General features: G+C 68.9%; 15 protein-coding genes. 9 read left to right on the plus strand and 6 right to left on the minus strand.

Annotation, left to right across the window (positions count from 1 at the left end; translation table 11 throughout):
- The 3 genes from QHF83_RS13340 to QHF83_RS13350 all read right to left on the minus strand — a co-directional run.
- On the minus strand, nucleotides 1-1,257 hold a 1,257-nt coding region (locus QHF83_RS13340; protein WP_282418188.1), incomplete at its 3' end, for a DUF2169 domain-containing protein.
- Nucleotides 1,258-1,314: 57 nt separating this feature from the next.
- Nucleotides 1,315-4,464 (minus strand): serine/threonine-protein kinase, encoded by a 3,150-nt coding sequence (locus QHF83_RS13345; protein WP_282418189.1) that lies wholly within the window; start codon nucleotides 4,462-4,464, stop codon nucleotides 1,315-1,317.
- A 16-nt stretch (nucleotides 4,465-4,480) separates the two neighbouring features.
- The gene (locus QHF83_RS13350) at nucleotides 4,481-5,314 is read right to left on the minus strand and encodes a hypothetical protein (protein WP_282418190.1); all 834 of its coding nucleotides are present in this window, start codon (nucleotides 5,312-5,314) and stop codon (nucleotides 4,481-4,483) included.
- A 325-nt stretch (nucleotides 5,315-5,639) separates the two neighbouring features.
- On the opposite strand from QHF83_RS13350, the gene QHF83_RS13355 reads away from it, so the two are divergent.
- Together QHF83_RS13355 and QHF83_RS13360 are read left to right on the plus strand one after the other, a co-directional pair.
- Nucleotides 5,640-6,257 (plus strand): hypothetical protein, encoded by a 618-nt coding sequence (locus tag QHF83_RS13355; RefSeq protein WP_282418191.1) that lies wholly within the window; start codon nucleotides 5,640-5,642, stop codon nucleotides 6,255-6,257.
- A 113-nt stretch (nucleotides 6,258-6,370) separates the two neighbouring features.
- Nucleotides 6,371-7,084 carry a hypothetical protein gene (locus QHF83_RS13360; RefSeq protein ID WP_282418192.1) on the plus strand — a complete coding sequence of 238 codons (714 nt, stop codon included), beginning with the start codon at nucleotides 6,371-6,373 and terminating at the stop codon, nucleotides 7,082-7,084.
- A gap of 389 nt (nucleotides 7,085-7,473) precedes the next feature.
- Here the strand turns inward: QHF83_RS13360 and QHF83_RS13365 are convergent, their stop codons facing one another.
- Complete coding sequence (locus tag QHF83_RS13365) at nucleotides 7,474-7,893, minus strand: DUF1801 domain-containing protein (RefSeq protein WP_282418193.1); 420 nt, start codon at nucleotides 7,891-7,893, stop codon at nucleotides 7,474-7,476.
- Between the two features lie 14 nt (nucleotides 7,894-7,907).
- Nucleotides 7,908-8,540 carry a glutathione S-transferase family protein gene (locus QHF83_RS13370; protein ID WP_282418194.1) on the minus strand — a complete coding sequence of 211 codons (633 nt, stop codon included), beginning with the start codon at nucleotides 8,538-8,540 and terminating at the stop codon, nucleotides 7,908-7,910.
- Nucleotides 8,541-8,661: 121 nt separating this feature from the next.
- On the opposite strand from QHF83_RS13370, the gene tssI reads away from it, so the two are divergent.
- From tssI to QHF83_RS13390, 4 genes are all read left to right on the plus strand, one after another.
- Nucleotides 8,662-12,540, plus strand: a complete 3,879-nt coding sequence (tssI, locus tag QHF83_RS13375; RefSeq protein WP_282418195.1) for a type VI secretion system tip protein TssI/VgrG — start codon at nucleotides 8,662-8,664, stop codon at nucleotides 12,538-12,540.
- 17 nt (nucleotides 12,541-12,557) lie between these two features.
- Nucleotides 12,558-13,004: a DUF1795 domain-containing protein gene (locus tag QHF83_RS13380; RefSeq protein WP_282418196.1), complete on the plus strand. Its 447-nt coding sequence runs from the start codon at nucleotides 12,558-12,560 to the stop codon at nucleotides 13,002-13,004.
- An 8-nt stretch (nucleotides 13,005-13,012) separates the two neighbouring features.
- On the plus strand, nucleotides 13,013-14,089 hold the full coding sequence (locus tag QHF83_RS13385) for a PAAR domain-containing protein (RefSeq protein WP_282418197.1): 1,077 nt from the start codon (nucleotides 13,013-13,015) through the stop codon (nucleotides 14,087-14,089).
- A 65-nt stretch (nucleotides 14,090-14,154) separates the two neighbouring features.
- Complete coding sequence (locus QHF83_RS13390; protein WP_282418198.1) at nucleotides 14,155-14,961, plus strand: alpha/beta hydrolase; 807 nt, start codon at nucleotides 14,155-14,157, stop codon at nucleotides 14,959-14,961.
- A gap of 7 nt (nucleotides 14,962-14,968) precedes the next feature.
- Here the strand turns inward: QHF83_RS13390 and QHF83_RS13395 are convergent, their stop codons facing one another.
- Complete coding sequence (locus QHF83_RS13395; protein WP_282418199.1) at nucleotides 14,969-15,301, minus strand: ATP-dependent Clp protease adaptor ClpS; 333 nt, start codon at nucleotides 15,299-15,301, stop codon at nucleotides 14,969-14,971.
- A gap of 143 nt (nucleotides 15,302-15,444) precedes the next feature.
- Between QHF83_RS13395 and QHF83_RS13400 the strand changes: the two genes are divergently transcribed.
- The 3 genes from QHF83_RS13400 (at nucleotide 15,445) to QHF83_RS13410 (ending at nucleotide 20,899) form a co-directional block, all read left to right on the plus strand.
- Nucleotides 15,445-16,239, plus strand: a complete 795-nt coding sequence (locus tag QHF83_RS13400) for an NAD-dependent protein deacetylase (RefSeq protein WP_348980444.1) — start codon at nucleotides 15,445-15,447, stop codon at nucleotides 16,237-16,239.
- Nucleotides 16,240-16,427: 188 nt separating this feature from the next.
- Nucleotides 16,428-19,748, plus strand: coding sequence for a vWA domain-containing protein (locus QHF83_RS13405; RefSeq protein ID WP_282418201.1), 3,321 nt, complete (start codon nucleotides 16,428-16,430; stop codon nucleotides 19,746-19,748).
- Complete coding sequence (locus QHF83_RS13410; RefSeq protein WP_282418202.1) at nucleotides 19,745-20,899, plus strand: DVUA0089 family protein; 1,155 nt, start codon at nucleotides 19,745-19,747, stop codon at nucleotides 20,897-20,899. The genes QHF83_RS13405 and QHF83_RS13410 overlap by 4 nt, the downstream gene beginning before the upstream one ends.
- Nucleotides 20,900-20,905: the final 6 nt, after the last annotated feature.

The raw sequence follows: 20,905 nt of genomic DNA on the forward strand, positions 1-20,905 counted from the left end.
GGCGGCGGGCGCCGGGGGCGGCGCGGACGCGCTGCCGCGGGCCCTGCCGCGCGCGAGCCACGCCGGGAGCACGCCCTCGGCGCGCGCGAGCTCCTCGGTGGAGAGGACCTCCGTCTCGACGGACTCTTCCTCGAAGATGTGCTGTTCCGCGGGACGAACCGGCTTCGGCGGCGCGGGCGGAGCAGCCTTCGCCGCGGGAACCGGCGGAGCGAGGGCCGGGGCGGCGGGCTGCGCGGCCGGGGCGGGCGCGGACGTCTTTTGCGGGGCGAGCGCGCGGATCAGCATCTGCACGTCGTCCCAGCCGAGCTTCTGGCGGAGGTTGCCCATCGCCACGAGGACACGCCCGCGCTCGTCGCGCGAGAGCATCGGCATCTGGCCCCGCCAGGTCACGGTGCAGAGGGCGCGATCCGTATCGATCCAGAGCGCGTCGCCGACGAGGTTGAGCTCCTGCGCCCCGCCGCGCGGTCGCTCGACGAACGCCTGCGGGCGGAGGCCCGGCAGGCGGGTCGTGAGGCGCGGATGATCGGGGTGGAGGTGCTCGAGGACGATCTCGAGATCGGGCGTGATCTCGGGGAGGCGCTGATCGGCGGGCGCCGCGTTGAAGTACTCGATCTCGATGTCGTCGGGCAGCGGCCGCGTGTGCCAGCCTTCGTGGGAAAAACTCCCGCGGTGGCGTCGGAGCCGGGTCTCGCGTTGCGGCCACCCGGCGGCGATGGGCCCGAAGCCCACGGGCGAGCCGTCGTCTTTCAGCGTGTGTTGCCGGCGCGCTGGGTGCAGGTTCGGCAAGGGCCCGGGCGCGACGGGGATGCCGACCGGGTTCATGGTCCCGGGCCCGCCCTGCGCGCGCTCGTAGCGCAGGGGCATGTGGGTGAACGCGGGGCCGTCGGTGATCTGCGCCTCGCCGGACCAGGTGCGGTCGGCGTGGACCTCGATGGCCTTGTCGAGCGAGCCCACGACCATCCGCGCGAGCAGCGACCGGCAAGGCTTGTGATGCGCCGCGAACGCGTGCCCGACGAGCGTGACGTCCGCGCCTTTGCGGAAAGGAACGAGGTCGCTCGGCGAGTAGACGCTGCGCCGGGCATCGTCGTCCCAGTGATTGTCGGCGTCGTTGATCGGCTCCTGGCCCGACGAGAGCCGGAGCTCGCCCGGGACCAGCTCGAACGTGGCCTTGCAGACGACGGTGAGCACCCACTCGCGGCTCTGCCTTTGCCAAGGGAGAGAGGCCACGTAGAACGGGCCGAGCGCGACGACCTCCATTCGGCCGACAGTACCACAACGGACGGAAGGGGTGAGGGCGAAGGCGGCGTGGCCCGGTCAACGTGCGGCGCTCGGCTTCGCCTCGGCCTCCGCGAGCGCCGCGCCCCGCTCCCGCGCGAGCAGCGGGTTCTCGCGGAGCGCGGATTCGAGCAGGGCCCTGGCCTCGCCCCTCGCGCGGATCGCGGCCTCCTCGTCGCTCGACGCACGCGCCTGCGCGAGCCTGAGCGCGCCTTTCGTCGCGAGCGCCGTCGCCATGCGAGGGTTTTGGGCGAGCGCCGCGTCGCACAGGGCGATTCCGCTCGCGAGATCTCGATCGGCGGGCTCTTTTCTCGCGGCGAGCCAGGAAGCGCGCATCTCGTGAAGCTCGGCGAGCGTCTGGTAGAGGTGCGGATCGGCGCGCTCTTCTGCGAGGAGGCGCCGGAGGGGCCCGATCACGTCCTCGAATGCAGCCGCGTCTGCCCGGCCCTTCGAGACGGCCCAGCGCAGGTCGAGGCGTTTTACGCGCGCCTCGTTCAGGCGAGCGTCGATGTCCCAGGGCGCCGCCGCGACCAGCGCTCGGAACGACGCGCGCGCCGTTCCGAGCGCCGCCGTCGGATCTTTTCCTTGCCCGAGGAGCCACGAGGCCTCCGTCATGGCGAGCAATCCCTGGATCTCGCGGCTCGCGGACGGCGGCCCGAGCCGCTCCATTTCGCGAACGAACGCCCCGGCGCGCTCGAGCGAAGGGCGCGGATCCCGGCCCGCGCCTTCGGCGTGTGTCGCCTCGATCCAGAGCGCCCACGCCGAGAGGTTCGCCGAATCGAGGGCGTTCGTCTCGTGGACGGCGGCCGCCGACGCGAGCGCGCTCGCCACGGCGTTCTCCGGCGAACGGCCTTGCCACGCGAGATATTGTGCTCGTCGGAAAAACGCGAGCGCCTTGTTGATGGCCGGGTACGTGAAGCTCGGATCCCGCGCGATGGCCTCGTCGCAACGCGCGACGGCGCGCTCGACCGAGGTGCCCGGATCGACGCCGCGTGAGGCCTCGATCCGGGCACGCTCCGCATAGGAAGAACAAACCTCGTTGTAGGGCCAGAGGAAGGCCGGATCGAGCCGGATGGCCTCCTCGTAGGCGGCGATGGCGCGGCCCATGGCTTCACGCGCGTCGAGCCCTCGGCTCATCAGGTAAAGAAACTTCGTCCTGTGCGCCGCGCCCACGAGGTAATGCGCCATGGCGTCGTCCGCACGGACCCGCGCGGCGTCCTCGGCGCGCGCGATCGCCTCCCGGATGATGGGCTCCGGCTCCGCCGTCTCCGGCCCGTACACGGTGCGGAATGCGAGGATGCTGTGCAGGAGCGCCATCTCGAGCCGCGCCGACGAACGCTGCGCGTCGGCCGAAATGGCCCGGTCGCAGGCGCGCCTCGCTTTCTCGAAGCTCGGACGGAGGAGCGCGGGCCGCGCGTCCGACGCGAGGACGACCTGGATCCAGAGCTGGCATTCGGCCTCGTGCACGGCCGGATCGCTGCGCGCGATCTCGGCCGCCGCCGCGTAGGCCGCCGCCGCCGGCTCGAAGGCCTGCATCATCCTGTCGAGATCGAACGCCGCGTCGCGCCGGAATCGGCTGCCCTCCGCGAAGAGTGCGTCCCCTTCGAGCTTCTTCGCCTCGTAGAGCCAGGGCGATTGCCGGAACGCCTCGCGCGCCTTTTCGAGCGCGACGTCGTTCTTGCCCTCGTGCAGCGCGATGAGCCCCTCCACGAATGCCAGCGACTCGAACCGCGCCCCGAGCGACGCGCGCAGGTGCGCGAGCGCAGGCTCCTTGTATTCGGCGGCGAGGGCCGCGATCCTCGCATTCCTGCGCTCGCGGTCCTGGATCCTCTTCGTCTCCTCGAGCGCCTTTTGATGCTTTTCCACGAGCGCGAGCCCCATCGCATACCGGAGCGCCGGCTGCGTGTATCCGGCGTCATGGGCGCGGCGCAGATGGGAGAGCGCCTCTTCGGGCTCGTGGAGCGCGAGATACCCTCGCCCGAGCGCATCGTGCCCCGGCCCCTCCGCGGCGGGGCCGAGCTGCGCCATTCGCCGCTCGATGCCTCGCAGCCGCTGCCGCACGATGTCCCGTTCGCGCTCGATGTCGTGCAGCGGCATCACCTGCGCGTGCCGCAGGAAGAGCTCCATCTCCTTCACCTCCTCGCCGAGCTCCCGCGCGATCGCGGTCCTCTCGGCCGCGGCGCGCCGCTCCCCGACCCAGAGGACGAGCAGGACCACGGCCGCCGCGACGAGCGCCGCCCCGAGCGCCACGCGCGCCTTGTGCCTCCGCGCGGTCTTCCAGAGGACGTATCCGAGCGACGCGCGGCGCGCCTTCACGGGGACGCCGTCGAGGAAACGCGCGAGATCGTCGCCGAACGCCCACGCGGATTCATACCTGCGCCCCGGCTCCCGTTCGAGGCATTTCATCACGACGGCCTCGAGGTCCTCCGGCAGCTCGGGGCGGACCTTCCGGAGCGGCGTGGGCTCGTCGAGGAGCAGGCTTTGCAAGACCTCCATCACGTTGCCCTCGAAGGGCGGCCGCCCCGCGAGCAAATCGTAGAGCGTGGCGCCGAGCGCATACACGTCCGTCCGCCGATCCAGCGCATGCGGGTCGCCCTCCGCCTGCTCCGGCGCCATGTATCCGGGCGTCCCGGCGAACGAGCTCGTCGTGGAGGGGCTCGCCTCGCCCAGGTCCCGTGCAATGCCGAAATCGGTGATGTAGGGCTTGCAGACCCCGTCTTCTCCCCGCTCGATCATGATGTTGTGGGGCTTCACGTCGCGATGGATGATCCCGAGCCGGTGCGCCTCGTGGAGGGCCGCGGATACATGCAGCATGACGCGGACCTTTTCTTCGAGCGTCATCCGGGCGCTCGCGACGTCGAGCGGCTCGCCGTCGATGTATTGCATCACGATGTACGGCCTGCCGCCGAGGGCGGCCGCCTCGTACACCTTGCAAGCATTCTCGTGCTCGAGCCTCGCCTGCGACCGCGCCTCGCGGAGGAGCTTTCGGTTCGTCTCCGCGTCCGACCCGTGCAGGAACTTGAGCGCCACGTCGCGCCCGAGCTGTTTGTCCCGCGCGCGATACACCGAGCCCATCCCGCCGCGGCCGAGGAGCACGAGGCCGTCGAATCGCGAGCGCAGCACGACCGGGACGCTCGGCGGATCCGCGGGCGAGGCGCACGACGTGAGGACGTCCTCGGTCTCCACCATGGCGTTCCTCGCGGCGTTACAGGGGCAGGTGGAGATCGCAGAGCGCCGCCGCTTCGAGCGTCGTCTGGATCGCCGGCTTGCCATTGCACGTGAAACGTCCGTCCTTGCCCGTGCAGGCGCTCGCCATGTCGTACCGGATCGAGACGCCGCACGTGTTCAGCAAGGTGCCGCAGAGCCGCGTGATCCAGGAGAGCTGGGTGCAGAGCCCGCAGGTCGAGAGCAGGTCGACGCGGGGCCATGCGTGATACACGGGGGCCTGGCCAGGGCCCGGGATCCGTACTTGCCAGAGCGCCTCCGTGACGGTGAATCCGAGATCGCCCGCGTTCTCCGTCCCGGCCACGCTGGGCCCCGAGAGGAAAATGGGCACGGGGAAGCCGAGGGGATTCAGGTGCGCGACGATGCACGTGAGCACGTCCTCCTGCGCCGACGTGGCGAGGCCGGTCGTGAGCCACGTGGAGGTGGTGCGCAGAATGCCCTCTCCCTCGTACGTCTTGTTCCCGCTCGCGAGGTTCGTCCCCGCGGGCAGGGCGCAGCGCGTCGCATAACGAAACACCTGGCGTCCGCCCGAGGTATCCAGGAGGCCCGTGGCTTCGATCGCGGGATTCACGGCCGATGGATCGGATGGATCCGCCGCGGGAACCGCGAGGGCCGCCAAGAGCTCCATCACGTTGGCGTGGTATGCCAGCGGGCTCGCGCCGTTGATGCCGCCGGAGCCCGCGGGGCCGCCGCCCTGCAGCTCGAACGCTGGGCTTTCCGCGAGCTCGAAGGCGCCCGGAGCCGCTTCGCCGCAGCCGATCGAGAAAAGGAAAGCGCCCAGGGCAAGTGCCCGCGCTCCTCGAACCAAGGACATGACCCCTCCCCTGGGGCGCTCTTGCTGCCCCGGACATCATGACAACGCAATGCGATCACGTTGAATCGTGTTTGCGGTGGTTGGGCGGCCTCGCCCGGCGCACCGCCGCGTTATCGGAGCCTAGCTTCGTGGTGGGAGGGGGCGCCATGAGAGATTGGTCCCCATGAGGCGTACGGCATTCCCTTGCGGTCATCGAGCCGCGGCGGAGGCACAGCGCTACGATGTGTAAAGAGAAGCACAACGGTTTGGAGCGGAGGCGCGTGCGCGTACACTTGCGGAGCCGTTTGTTGTTGCCCCCCTGCCCGGGCGCATCCAAAGCTCTGGCATGCACTTCCGTTGCTACCGGATGCGCGTGATCTGCGAAGAATGCGGCTCGAGCTGCCCCGTCGACCAGCCCGCGCTGGCCGTGCGTTGTGCAGCCTGCGGGAACGATGAAGAGCTCCCCGTCGACTATCTCCGCGACCACGTCTTCGGACTCACGCTGAAGCAGGTAATGCCGCTGGCTCCCGGCGAGGAGCGGCCCCTTCTCATGCTCAGCGCCGGCACCCAGTTCTTCGGCATGCAGAGCCTCCGCTCGCCCACCTGCAATGCGTGTGCGACGCCCACCGATCTCTCGTGGCTGCCTCTGGGTAGCACCGGCCAGGCGCCTTGCAGGGGATGTGGGGCCATGATGGCCACCTATCCAGCGCCGGCATGGCTTCGCTCGCTCGGGCGGCACGCCGCGCAGGTCTTCGTCCCCCTGGCCGCCGAGGCGCCCCGGTCTCTCCGACCCATCACGCTGGGTTGCCCCGAATGCGGCGCCAAGCTCAAGGTCGGCGCCGGCGATCGACGCATCGTGACGTGCGGCTATTGCGACTCCGATGTCTTCCTGCCCGAGGAGGTATGGCGAACGTTTCATCCGGTGAGGAGACGCGCGTCCTGGTTCATCTGGTTCGAGGAGTGATGGGCCAGCTTCCTGCCACACACTTCCCTTGACGGCTGAGCGTGCTCGGTCGTACTGTCCTCCGCAACTCCCATCCGGCTTCATCATTGCTCCAGGGAGAGAGGACCGACGACATGCAATTACCCGACGTGAACGCAGCGAGCGAGGTATACGAGAAACACACCGACCATTTCGGAGGCGCTGCCGAGGGGTGGGGCGACGCCGAGACGCTGACGGCAGCGCAACGCGCGGCCATCGTCGAGGCGGCTGCCGTCGTCGCGACGGCCGCGGATCTGCTCGGCGGCGCTGTCGTGATCGAGAGGGCTGCCCGGAGGGCCGCGACCAAGCTCCGCGCGCGTTATGGCATCCGTGACGTCGTCCTCGACCTGCGCATCATGGGCGTGAGCGACGCGATCTTGAATGGCCCCGCCATGCGGAGCCGTGACAATCCCATCTACAAGCACGTCTTTCAGGAGGGCAGCGCCGGGGAGATCACCGAGGCCAGGATCCGCGAGGAGCCCGAGCTCGCCGAGCGGATCCTGGAGCGGTTCGGGGGGATCGAGGACTTCCCGGGCAAAGCCGCTGCCTACGCCGGGCTCGAGCAAGCGCTCGAGAAGAGCTTCACGGCCCGCGACGCGCTCGACGCCGCCGAGACGGCGCAAAACAAAGCCGGCGATGCCGAGATCCAGGGCCGGCTCGCGGTCCGCGCGGCGCTGGAAAAGGCGTACGGTATGCTCCGCACGGCATTCCCGGGGCAACGCAAGCTCGTCGAGTCGTTCTTCTTGCGGCGCGAGCGCAGCGCCAAGAAGGGCGCCGGCGGGAGCGGCGGCGAGGGCGACGAGGACTGAACGCCGAAACGGCGCTTTCGTCGCTGGCAAATTCTGCCCCGAGATCGGGATCCCGTCTTCGAGCATGCTCGAACGATGCACCGGAGCCCCGGAACGACGCATTTGCCCCCTCCAAAATGCGCACGGGACCGCCGCGGCGCCGTTCGGGCTCCGAAAACCGTCGCGCCAGGCGCTGCCGGTGCTCTCGCGCGCGTCCGAACGGCCCGCCGGGGCTCCTGTGCATCGTTCGGACATCTTCAAAAGTAAACCACGCCACTCCTGTGCCTCGTTCGAGCATGTCCGAACGAGGCACAGGGAGACCGTCGCGAGGTTTGCGCACGCCCGAAAGCGAAAACCTGCTTTCAGGGCGTGATTTGCCGGCATCCGAGGGCATCTTCGCGAGCGCCGCGCTACACGTGCTCGATCCACTGCCGAACGACGTTCACGAAAGCAGCCCGTTTCGCCTCGAGGTCCTGCGCATCCCGGAACTTCACCGAGGCCCGGTCCTTGCCGAGCCATTCGAGCAGCGACGCCGGGTCGTCGATGGCAAACCCTGGGGACTCTCGCTTCTTCGCGCCGAGGTGCAGGATGACCTGCACGCCGTCTTTCGCTCGCAAATGGAACGTCGCGAAAAACTCCGACGTGCGGAAGCTCGGCGCGTTCCACTTGATGCCCTCGCCGATACGGGCATCGGCGCCGAGGATCGCCTGCCGGATCTCGCGAATCTCCTTCTCGAAAGGATGATCGAGCGACGCGAGGAACGCCTCGACGTCGTCGGGCGCGGGCGCGGACCGTTTCGTCGTCTTTTTGGGGGCGGCTTTCGTGGTCACGGGGACGCTCCTCGTCACAGATCGATGGCCGCGCCGCCCGCCGCCGTCCAGGCGGCGCGGGAACGGATTCGATCGCGGTACGCGGTCACGGCGGGAAATGCCTCCGGGGTATCGAGGCGCGTGCCGCGGAGGAGGTTCACCATCACGCCGACGCTGCAATCGACGAGCGTGAATTCGCCGAGCAGATAGTCGCGGGACGCGAGGTGCGTTTCCAGGACGCCGAGCGCACGGCCGACGTCGGTCGCGACCTGCCCCACGAGCTCCGGTCCGGCGGCGGGGCCGGTGCGCCCGGTCTTCGGGGTGAGCACGTCGGCCCACCAGAGGCGCCCGGCATACCCGAAATTCGCGGCGTCGAAGAAGAGCCATTGCAGCGCCTCGGCCCGCGCGGCCGGGCTCTTCGGCCAGAGCCCGGCTCCATACGTATCGCCGAGGTAGGCCACGATCGCGTCGGATTCACGGAGCACGAGCGCCCCGTCTTCGAGGACCGGGACCTTGCCGTGGGGGTTCCTGCCGAGGAAGGACGCATCCCGCTGATCGCCGCGGAGGAGATTCACCTCCACGGCCTCGTACGCGAGGCTGAGCTCGGCGAGCGCCAGGCGCGCTTTGAGGGCGTTGGGGGACGGGGGGAATGTATAGAGGCGCAGCATCGACTGTGGAGGCTAGCGGGAGGAGCCGCGGGAAGGCCAGGCCTTCGCACGGGGCCATCGCTCGCGTTGCTTCCGTCTTCCCGCCCGCCTTGCGCTCGCGTATCGTTTCGCACGCTGTCCCATGGAAAACCTAGAGCTTCGTTTCGCAGCGAAGGACATCAACCTCTCCGTGCGGAGCTTTTCGGTCGTCGAGGAGATGTCGACGCTCTTCGACGTCTCGCTCGTCGCGCGATCGGCGGACGAGGACATCGATCTCGACGCCCTCGTCGGAAACGGCGCGGGGTTCAAGGTCGCGGGCGGCCTCGCCTGGACCGGCGTCGTGCAGTATGCCGAGCAGATCGAGGTCGAGCCCGACGGGCTCTCGACGTACTTCCTGCGGATCGTGCCGGCGCTCTGGCGCACCTCGCAGCGCCGCAACCAGCGCATTTTCCAGCACCTGTCGATCCCCGACATCACGAAGAAGCTGCTCGCGGACTGGGAGATCGAGCCCGTGCTCGAGCTCGACGCGGGCACGTTCCCGAAGCTCGAGTATCGCGTGCAGTACGGCGAGACCGACTTCGCGTTCCTCTCGCGTCTGCTCGAAGAAGCGGGCATCAGCTACCATTTCCGCGCGCCGGATCCGGGCAGCGAGACGCCGAGCAAGCTCGTCCTCGTCACCGATCCCACCGTGCGCGAGGCCGGCGCGCCGCTGCTCTACGTGAACAACCTCGAGCACGCGAAGTCGCGCGACGCGATCACGCACGTAAAGGTCTCGCACCAGGTGCGGCAGGGCCGCATGACGCTGCGCGATCACGATTTCCGCAGGCGGCCCGACTTCCAGCTCATCGCCGAGTCGAAGTCGACGTTCGATCAGGAAGATCGATACGAGAGCTACAGCTACGTGCCCGGCGCGTTCGTCGTGGATCCGGGGCGCGTCGACGAGCGCGAGGCCAAGGCGCTCGCGGCGCGCAGGCTCGACGGCACGCGGCAAGGCCGCCGCAAGGTCCTCTTCCAGACGACCGCGCTCGGCCTTTCACCCGGCGACGTGTTCTGCATGGAAGGGCATCCGCGCGAGGATCTCGCCAAGGAAAAGCGCCTCCTCCTCGTGCAACGCACGCTCGAAGGGACGAGCGAGGGCGACTGGTCGAGCACGGGCACGGCGGTGTTCGCCGACGATCCGTACCGGCCCGTGTCCGTCACGCCGAAGCCGCGCATGGGCGGCCTCCAGAGCGCGGTCGTCACAGGGCCGCCCGGCGAGGAGATCCACGTCGACGAGTACGGCCGCGTGCGCGTGCAGTTCCACTGGGATCGCGAGGGCAAGTACACGGACGAGAGCTCGTGCTGGATCCGCGTGAGCCAGGTCTGGGCCGGGCGCGGTTATGGCAATGTCGCGATCCCGCGCGTCGGGCAGGAGGTCCTCGTCGATTTCCTCGAGGGCGACCCCGATCAGCCGATCATCGTCGGCCGCGTCTTCAACGGCACCTCGCCGCACCCGTACAAGCTGCCCGATCACAAGACGAAGACCTCGTGGAGGAGCGATAGCTCGCCCGGATCCGGCGGCTTCAACGAGATCACCTTCGAGGACGCCAAGGGGCGCGAGAGGGTGTTCATGCACGCGCAGAAGGACCGCGAGGAGGTCGTCCGGGAGAAACACACGCTCCAGGTCGGCACGGATCTCGACGTGCAGGTCGGCGAGCGCGAGACGCGCAAAGTGGGCGCGGATCAGACGCTGCACGTCGTCGGCAGCCGCACGACGCGCGTCGAGCAGAGCGACGTGCTCGTCGTCGGGGGCGAGTGCCACATCCAGGTCGGCGAGACGGGCGCGTCGCTGTCGAACGATCGGGTCGTGCTCTCGACGGGCAAGGCTTCGCTCACGCTCGCGGGCGGCGACATCTTCCTCGACGCGAGCGGCAGCATCAAGGTGAGCGCCGGCGGGCTCGCGGGGCTCGCGGGGCGCGAGGTGCACATCGACGGCGCGCCGAACGTCCTGCTCAACACCGCGGGCGCGAGCTCGCCCGTGCCGATGTCGCTCGGCGCGGCCGAGATCAACCTCGCCGATCTCTCGTTCCCCGAGGCCGTGAACAACGCGGCGAAGGCGCTCCAGGCGAAGATTTTCGACGAGATCCCGGGCGGCTTCGACGAACAGGCCGTCGAGGGAGCGCTCCGGCGCCTGCTCGAAGAGCCGCCCGCCTCGCTCGCGGACGCGCCGGGTTACTTGATGGTGCCCGAGGCCATCAACGAGCAGCTCCAGGGGGCGATCGACAAGGTGCTCGGCGTGCCGGGCGTGATCGTGGACGACATCCTCGATCGCGTGGCGCTCGAGCAGAAGAAGCTCCAGGAGCGCATCGATCAGATCCGCGCGCGGGCCGGCGAGATCGCGGGCGACGTGCAGGAGAAGATCCGCGGCGCGGTCGAGGATCTCCGCGCGCGGGCCGAAGCCGCGAAGCAGATGGCCATCGCGAAGTTCGAGGAGGTCAAAGCCAAGCTCGAAGCCGCCAAGGCGCAGGTGCAGGCCAAGATCCAGGAGCTCCGCGGCAAGCTCGAGGAGGCCAAGGCGCGCGCCGTGGCGATCGTCGAGGAGTTCAAGGGCAAGCTCGAAGCGGCGAAGGCGGCCGTGCTCGGCAAGGTGGCCGAGGTGAAGGAGAAGTTCGCCGAGGCCAAGGCGCGGGTGCAGGCCAAGATCGACGAGATCAAGGGCCGCATCGAGGCCGTCAAGGAGCAGGCCAAGGCGAAGATCGAGGAGATTAAGGGCCGCATCAACGACCTCAAGGAGCAGGCCAAGGCCAAGGTGCAGGAGATCAAGGAGCGCGTGATCGCGCTCAAGGATCAGGCCGTCGAGCGCTTCCAGGAGATGAAGAAGCAGGCGGGCGAGATCATCGAGATGGCCAAGACGCAGGTCGAGGCCGCGAAGGCCCGCGTGCAGGAGCTCAAGGCGCGGATCGAGGGCGCCAAGGAAGAGGTCAAGCAGAAGGTCCAGGAGTGGAAGGGCAAGGTCGAGGAGTGGAAGGCCCAGGCCAAGGCCAAGGTCGAGGAGATCAAGGGCCAGGCGAAGGCCGTCGTCGAGGAAGTGAAGGGCCAGATCGAGAGCGCGAAGGAGACGGTCAAGCAGACCATCGCGGACGCGAAGGAGGTGGTCGCCGACATCAAGGCCATCCCGAAGGAGTTCGTCGCCGAGACGAAGGCCGCGTGGAACGAGATCAAGACCGACGCGAAGGAGACCTGGAACCAGACCAAGGCCGACGCCAAGCAGACCTGGGAAGAGGCCAAGGAGACCTGGAAGCAGACCAAGGCCGACGCCAAAGAGACCTGGAACCAGACCAAGGCCGACGCCAAGCAGACGGTCGAGGACGCGAAAGAGGCCTGGAAGCAGACCAAGACCGAGGCGAAGGAGACCTGGAACCAGACGAAGGACGAATTCAAGCAGGCGGGGCAGGACGCGAAGGACGCCTGGAAGGACATCAAGGGCGACGCGAAGGACGCCTGGGGCGACATCAAGAACGAGGCCGAGGACTTCTGGGGTGACCTCGAGGGCCAGGGCAAGGACGCCGCCGAGGGCACGAAGGACGCACTCGGCGCGGCCCAGGATCAAGGCCAGGGCGCGCTCGGCGACGTGAAGGGCGCGCTGCAGAACGCGTTCGGCGGGAACGGTTCGAATGCGCTTTCGGGCCCGCAGGTGAACCTCGGCCAGGGCGCCGCGCCGGACGGCGGATCGCTCGGGCAGATCGTCTCGCGCGCCGGTGGTTTCACGGGCGACGACGTCGCCTCGGCGATCAACGGGGGTTCGAAAGGCGCGACGATCCTGCAGAGCCCCGGCGAGGGTCAGCTCTTCGTGATGAAGACGCAGGGCGCGGTGCCGGTCTCGGGCACCGAGCTCGAGGCGAACCTCGTCGAGGCGCAGATGAACGGGTTTTCATCGAGCGACGCGTTCATTCACACCCTCACGAAGAAGGGATACGTGGTCTACGAGCGGCCCTGGGGCGAGCTCGCCGAGGCCTTCGTGAAGCGCGCCGCGGTCATTTGAGGAGATTTGAGGAGCGAATGTCGCGATACGAGAGCCGAGACGTCTCCTTCGACGTACCCCGCCACTGGGAGGACCGGACGATGGTGGCGTTCGCCGCCACGCCGCGGCCTGGACAATCCACGGCGCCGAACGTGGTCATGACCCGCGACGTGCTCTCCCCCGAGGAGACACTCGTGTCCTACGCGGACAAGCAGCTCGCCGAGCTCGGCAAGCGCCTCGAAGGGTTCGAGCTCAAGGATCGGAAAGAGCGCACGCTCGGCGGGCAGCCGGGGATCGAGCTGCATTTCACGTGGCGCGCGCAGTCGGGCGAGCTCGAGCAGAGGCTCGCGATGGCGCTCGGCCGGCGGCGCACGGTCTTTTGCTTCAATGCGACCGCGGCCAAGGTCGACGCGGATCAGATGAACCCGCTCTTCGATCGGATCCTGTCCACGGTGCGTTTCCCCCGCCCGGGGGAGGAGGCGTGAGGGCGTAAATGACGACGGCGCATCTCGCGGCGAAGGTCGGTTCGAGGCTCGCGCATGCGGCGATGCCGCTCGTCACGCCGAGCCAGGCGATGGTCGCGGCGACGCTCGGCAGCGAGGTCGTGGGCCCGGCAGGGCTCGGCGGCGCGGGCGCGGCGAGCCTCGGCGCGGGCATCGGAGCTGCGCCGGCCGGGACGATGATCTCGATCGTGGACATGGTCCCGATCCTCACGACGGGCGTCGTGGCCACGGGCGCAGAGGACGTGATGCTCGGGCCGGGGCAGATGGCCGTGCTCGCCCCTTCCCTGCCCCAGCCATGCGGGCCGCACGTGGCGCAGCCGATCGTCGCGGGGAGCCCGAGCGTGCTCGTGCACGGCAAGCAGCTCGTGCGGGTCGGCGACAAGACGAGCTGCGGGGCCACGGTCTGCGACGGGGTGAAGACCGTCGTCGTGGGCGGCGCGGCCGCGGCGGCGAAGCCGGTCTCGCTGAACGATCTCGCGGGCTCGCTCGGCGCGGTCGTGCTCGGCGCGGTGCTCACGAAGACGGGCGCGATCGAGCGGATGAACGAGCTCGGCGCGGCGCTCGTCGAGGGCGCGGAGAAGGTCTCGGCGGCGGCCGACAAGGTCACGGGCGCGGTGTCGAAGACGCTGGACTTGGCGCAGGCGAAGGTCGACAAGGCGCTCGACAAAGCCCAGGGCAAGGCGAACGCTACGCTCGACAAGGTCGACACGAAGGTCAACGCGGCCATCGACAAGGTGACGGGCGCGATCGACAGGACGCTCGACAAGGCCGAGGCGAAGTACGAAAAGGCGCTCGAGAAGACGACCGGCGCGGTCACGGGCACGATCGACAAGGCCACGGGCGCCGTGACGGGCACGATCGACAAGGCCACGGGCGCGGTCGACAAGACGCTCGGAAAGGCCCTCGGCGCCGCGGAGAAGGCGGCCGACAAGGCGGGCGCGGCCGTGGACAAGGTCTCCGGCGCGGCGGGCGCGGCGCTCGGCAAGGTCGGCGATCTCGTGGGCTCGGTGGGCGGCGCGCTCGAATCGATCCTCGGCGGCGCGCTCCTCTTCGGCGGCGGAAAATAGGTCCCGTTCGAGTGCCCCGACGACGTGAAGCCGCTCGACCAGGAAAAAAAGTCCGGGCGCGGCGCATGGTGATGCTCGTCCTCGGGACGATCGTGGGGCTCTATCTGCTCGTCTGCGTGCTGCTCTTCGCGGCGCAGCGCCGCATGGTCTTCCCTGGCCCGAAGCTCGGCCTGCGCCCGGAGAGCGGCCTGGGCGAGCTCGTGTGGGTGGAGCGTGGCACGCCCATGCTCTTCCGGAAGCCGCCCGCAAACAAACCCGTGTTCGTGTTCTTTCACGGCAACGGCGAGCAGATCGCGGACGTGGCATGGCTGGCCGATCACCTGGCGCGTGTGAACGTGGGGTTCGCGGCGATCGAGTATCCGGGCTACGGGCTCGCCATGGAGCAGGGAACCCCCTCGGAAGCCGCGATCCTCGAAGCGGCCGAGCGGGGCATCCGCCACATCCTCGACAAGGAGAACGTCCCGCGGGACCAACTGGTCCTCGGGGGACAATCCCTCGGCACGGGCGTGGCCATGGCGATGGCCGCGCGTGGGTTCGGCGCGCGCGTCGTGCTCCTTTGCCCCTTCACGTCCCTTCCAGACGTGGGCGCGGAGATCTTTCCCTTCCTGCCCGTGCGCCTCCTCCTGCGAGATCGCTTCGACTCCGCCGAGCGCGCGAGGGACGTGAACGTGCCCGTCCTCATCGTGCATGGCGTGCAGGACGAGCTCATCCCCGTGGAGCAAGGACGAGCGCTCGCCTCGCGGCTGCCGAACGCGCAGCTCGTCCAGATCCCGTGGGGCGGCCACACCAACCTGTGGTCGTTCCCGGAGACCACGGCGGCGGTGCTCGCGTTCGTTCGGGGATGGAATCCGGACGTGCCGGCGCCGCGCTGAGAGCCTTTCAATCGTCGTCCGGCTCGACCGTGATCCGGAGCGGCATCCCGTACTCGCGCGCGTGCTCCTGGACGAGCTTCGCCTTCGTCTCGGCGACGTCCTTCGTGTAGACGCCGGCCACGCCGCGGCCGGTGTTGTGCACGACGAGCATGAAGCTCAGCGCCGACGTCTCATCCATGTGGAAGAAGCGGACGAGCACGTCGACCACGAACCATTTCGTCGTGTAGTTGTCGTTGTGGAAGACGACCTGCCAGCGCTTCGCCTTCTCGACCTTGCGCTTTTGCTCGGTGGCGAGGTCGGAATCCGTGTCGTCGCTCCGTCGCTTCGGGTCGTTCGCCATGCCGAGCGGGGATCTTATCCTCGCGCCCGCCCTCCACAAGCCTCGCCGCGCCGCATGCGCTAGGCTCGGACGTGGCCTCGTCGCTCTCCGCGTCTTCCAGCTCCGAAGCGAACGACCTCGCCCCCGCCTCGCGCCTCGCTCGCCTGCTCGACGGCCGGCGCATCGTCGCGCTCGCCGGCGCGGGCATGAGCACGGAGTCGGGTATCCCCGATTATCGAGGCCCCGAGACCGCGCGCCGCGCCCGCAATCCCATGCAAGCGCGGCAGTTCTTGCACGACCCCGCCTCGCGGGCGCGCTACTGGGCGCGCAGCATGAACGGCTGGCCGAGGATCGACGCGGCCCGGCCGAACGCGGCGCACGTCGCGCTCGCCGCGCTCGAACGGGCGGACCGGCTCGCGGGCACGATCACGCAAAACGTCGACGGGCTGCACCAGGCCGCGGGCAGCGAGCGCGTGGTCGAGCTGCACGGCGCGCTCGCCCGCGTTCGTTGTCTCGGCTGCGGGACGATCGAGCCGCGCGCCGCTTTGCAGGAGCGCCTCATCGCGGAAAACCCTTCCTTTTACAGGTGGGGCACGGCCCTCGCGCCCGACGGCGACGCCGACCTCGACCACGACGCCTTCGCCGATTTTCATGTCCCCGTTTGTCTCGGATGCGGCGGCACGCTCAAGCCCGACGTCGTCTTTTTCGGCGAGAACGTGCCGGCGCGCGTCACCGAGGCCGCGTGGGCGCTCTTCGACGAGGCCGAGGCGTTGCTCGTCGTGGGTTCGTCGCTCACGGTGTACTCGGGTTATCGGTTCGTGCGCCGCGCGAGCGAGCGGGGCGTGCCCGTGGCCATCGTGAACCTCGGCCCGACGCGCGGCGACGAACACGCCGCCGTGCGCGTGGACGCGCGGCTCGGCGAGCTCTTGCCGCACCTCGCGGCGACGCTCGGCGCGTGAGGCCCCGCGCGCCGGGTCTCCCTGGTAACGCCAAGAACCAGACCTGATAATTCGAGTGACCAAAACGCCTTGATCCCAGACGGCCTTCATGCATCATGGAAGGTTGGCACTGGAGGCGCTCACTCATGGCTTATGGTTCCGAACCGTCGAGAACCCCGTTGTCCCGGGGGTTGCTCCCCCTGTTCGTGGTGCCTTTCTTATTCGTGCTCCTGGCCTGCAGCCAGGGAGCCGACGATCTTCCTCCGCGCGGCTCGGACCCGTCGATGGGCGGCGACAATGGCGTGGGGGGCGCGGGAGAAGGCGGTTTTGGGGGCGAAGGCGGATCGGGCGGCGCGCCGGCGCTTTGCCAGGAGGGCCAGAAGAAGACGTGCACCGTGGAGCTCGGCGAGCACAACGGCGTGAAATCGTGCTTCAAGGGCGTCCACGTCTGCAAGAATGGCAAGTGGGGGCCGTGCCAGGAGGACAAGGCTTCCCTCGCCCCGGGCGGCGCGCCCAGTGAAAAACCCGCGCCTCCGGGCAGCAGCGTCCTCGCCGATTGCGCGAACAACCCCTGTGATCCCTCGTGCCAGGTCTTCGACGAGGATCCGCCCGGGGGGCTCAAGCCGTTCGCGCAGACGCCCATTTTCACGTGGCAGACGGGTGATCTCGGCAATTATCCGCCGGACCTCGTCGCGCAGGGCGTGGGCCAGCCTTGCGACGAGGGCGTCGATTGCCAGTTCAATCAATACTGCTCGGCGCCGGTGTTCGGCACGTGCAACCACAACAAGTGCGCCGTCGGCGCGCCGCTCGGGTACGGCTGCGATCCCTGCGTGGACGACATCTGCGCCATCGACCCGACGTGCTGCGAGACGTCGTACGGCGGGACGTGCGGCCACGATTACTGCGAGGTCGGCGCGAAGCTCACGGACGGCTGCGACCCGTGCGTCAGCGCGATCTGCGACGTCGATCCGAAGTGCTGCGGTCTGCCGACCTGGGGCACTTGCAGCCACGATTATTGCAAGACGGGCGGCTCGCTCACGACCAATTGTGATCCTTGCGCGGCGACCGTCTGCGCCGACGATCCGAAATGCTGCAACCTGGGCACGACCGGCACGTGCTCGCACGGGTATTGCTCGACGGGCGCCGCGCTCGTCCCGGGGTGCCATTCGTGCGTGGCCGACATCTGCGCCGCCGAGCCGAAGTGTTGCGACTTCACGCCGGGCACGGTCGCTTGCACGCACGATTACTGCATCACGGGCTCGAAGCTCAACGCGGCCTGCGATCCGTGCGTCGCCGCGGTGTGCGCCGCGCAGCCGAGCTGCTGCAACAATACCTGGAACTCGACCTGCGTGAACCTCGTCGCGTCGGTCTGCCAGCAGAACGACAAGTGCCCTTCGCCGAAATGGACGTCGTCCTGCGTGGACAAGGTCACGACCGTCTGCGGAAACTCGTGCACCGCGGGCTGGGCGCAGCGATGCGTCGACAAGGTCCCCGCCTTGTGCGGCAAATCCTGCGATCCGGCGAGCTGGACCGCGGACTGCGTGGACAAGGTCGGCAGCGTGTGCGGCAAATCGTGCGGGCCGTTCGCGTGGGACTCGGCCTGCGTGGGCATGGTCGACACCGTCTGCGGCGCGAAGTGCTACCAGGATCCGCCTTGCTCCCACAACAAATGCGACTCGGGCGAAAAGCTCGATCCGGCGTGCGATTCGTGCGTCGCCACGATCTGCCAGGAGCTGCCCGATTGCTGCAACGTCGCCTGGACGAACCTCTGCGTCGACCGCGTGAAGACGCTGTGCGGCCAGGGCTGCCCGGTCAAAGGCGACTGCGTGCCTTGGTTGCCTGGACAGACCGATCCGGAGTGCGCCGGCTACGACCTGTCGATCGGCGTGCCCTGCAGCGGGTCGGTGCCGGTGTGCAACCACGGAAACACCGCGGTCCCCGCGGGCGTGAAGCTCATCCATTACGCCGCGGGCTCCGGCCAGTTCGGCAAATGCAACCCGAACCAGGCGCTCGCCGGCGTCCAGAGCTGCACGACGCCGAGCCCCATTCCGCCTGGGAAATGCATCAACGTCCCGGCCGCGAGCTGCGGCCTCGGCGCCTCGAAGCGCGAGATCATGGTGAACCCGCCGAGCTACGGCGGCTACACGCAGCTCGACGAATGCCTGTGCCTCGACAACTGGGCGTCGTTCGCGCCGAACGTCGCCTGCGGCTCGCCGAGCTGCTCGAACACGACGACCGCGACGGTCAAGCGCGTGAACATGTTCGTCGCCCTCGACCGCTCGGGCTCGATGACCACGGACATCGGCGGCGGCGAGACGCGCTGGTCGGCGACCGTGAAGGCGCTGAAGAAATTCTTCCAGGATCCCGGCTCGGCCGGCCTCGGCGTCGCGCTCCGGTTCTGGCCCGACAACGCGCCGGTCTCGGGCTGCAACGACACGAGCTGCAGCGCCACGGCCTGCCGGTCGCCGCTCGTCGACGTCGGCATCCTGACGCTGCAATCGGCGCCGGCCGACGCCCAGGAGAAGAAGCTCGTCGACGCCGTGAACGGGAAATCGCCGAACGGCAACACGCCCATGTACCCCGCGCTCTCGGGCGCGACGCAATGGGCCATCAATTACAAGAATGCGAACCCGAACGAGGACGCCATCGTGGTCTTCGCGACCGACGGCGATCCGGTCGGCTGCAACGAGAACGAGTCGGACATCTCCGACCTCGCGGGCAATGCGTTCTCGACCAAGGGCATCAAGACGTACGCGATCGGCATCCAGGGCGCGAACCAGGCGTTCATGAACCAGATCGCATCGAAGGGCGGCACGAAAAAAGGCTTCTTCGTCGCGCCCGGCGGGAACGTCGAGAACGAGCTGCTCTCGGCGCTGATCCAGATCAAGGGCGATACGCTCTCCTGCGATTTCGTGGTCCCGAACGGCGGCGTTTACGATCCGAGCGCCGCGAAGGTCACCTTCACGCCGACGTCGGGCGCGCCGGTGGTCCTCGGCAACGTGGCCTCCGCGGGGGCCTGCGGGGCGGGCTGGTATTACGACGACCCGGCGAACCCGGCCCAGCTCAAGCTTTGCCCCTCGACCTGCCAGACGGTCCTGAACGACGCGGGCGCCAAGCTCTCCGTCGATCTCGGCTGCCCCGGCGGATACGATCCCGCGACGTACACGTACAAATACGAGGCAGAGTGTCCGCAGGGAACCAAGGTCCAATGGGGCTTCCTCGCGTACGACACGCTCACGGCCGCCGATACGAACGTCGTCTGGAAGGCGCGCACGGCGAACGCGGAGGCGGCCCTCGCCGCCGCGACGTACAAGACCCTCGCGACCGCGAAGGCCTCGCCCAACACGCAGGTTTGTCCGATGGGCGGTCCGGCGCCGTGCCCGATCTCCCTCTACGACAAACTGGGCCAGGCCGACGCGCAGCGGAGCCACCTCGAGCTCTCGATCACCTTGAATCCCGCGTCGAACAAGAGCGCGGCGGCCATCGTGAAGAGCTGGGACCTCAGCTACTCCTGCCCGGACTCCGAATGAAACGATCGATCCTCGTGCTTGGTCTCTTCGTGACGGCCCTCGCCGCGTGCGGCGAGGGCGCAGGCCTCCCGCCGCGCGGCAATACGGCTTCGAGCAGTTCGTCCGGCGCGGGACCGGGGGGCGCGGGTGGGCAAGGCGGAGCGGGCGGCGGCGCCGGCGGCGCCGGCGGGCAGGGCGGCGCCGGAGGTCAAGGCGGCGAGGGTGGCAAACCCGCGCCCATTTGCGGCGATGACGCGCTCGATCCCGGCGAAGAATGCGACGACGGGAACAGCGACGCCGGCGACGGTTGCTCGCCGGAATGCACCGTGGAGCTCGGTGAAATCGAGCCGAACGACACGCCCGGCCAGGCGAACCCTTACAAGGACCCCTTCCCGGCGAAAATGGACGCCGAAGGGGACGTCGATTTCGTCTCCTTCACGGTCGCGGCCGCGAATAGGAGCGTGATCGCGCGTATCCTCGACGTCGGCGACGGAGGGTGCGCCACGGGCGCGATCGACACGATCCTCGAAGTGCGCGGGGCGGACGGGACGACGGTCCTCGCGAGCGACGACGACGCCGGGGAGGGAGCTTGCTCGCGCGCCGTCCTGCCGAGCCTCGCGCCCGGATCTTATTTCGCGCGTGTCGTGGCCTCGGCCTCCGCGTCGAGCCCCACGTTCGTGTATCGATTGCGCATCGACCAGGTCGTCGACGTCTGCGGCGACGGGCAGAAGACGCCCGCCGAGGCCTGCGACGACGGCAATACGTCGCCGGGTGACGGGTGCAGCCCGACCTGCTCGATCGAGATCACGGAGACCGAGCCCAACGGCACCGCCGCGACGGCCGACGCCTTTTCGGAGCCGTGGAACGGGGTGCTCACGCCGCTCGGGGACGTCGACGTGGTGTCCGTGGTCCTGGGCGCGCCGGCGGCGAGCCTGACGGCGACCACGACCGATCAAGGCACGAATGCCTGCGCCGCGAAAACACTCGACACGATCGTCGATATCCTCGCGCCCGACGGCACGACCGTGCTCGCCACGGGGGACGACATCGTGGGCAACTGCGGATCCGCGCTCGCGAAGAACCTCGCGGCGGGCACGTATTTCGTGCGCACGCGCGGCGGCTCCCTCGCCGGGAACCCGAGCCCGTACGGCCTTCAGATCGTCATCCAGTAGGTTTTT

The sequence above is a fragment of the Polyangium sp. 15x6 genome (genome assembly GCF_029960785.1).
Classification (GTDB): Bacteria; Myxococcota_A; Polyangia; order Polyangiales; family Polyangiaceae; genus Polyangium.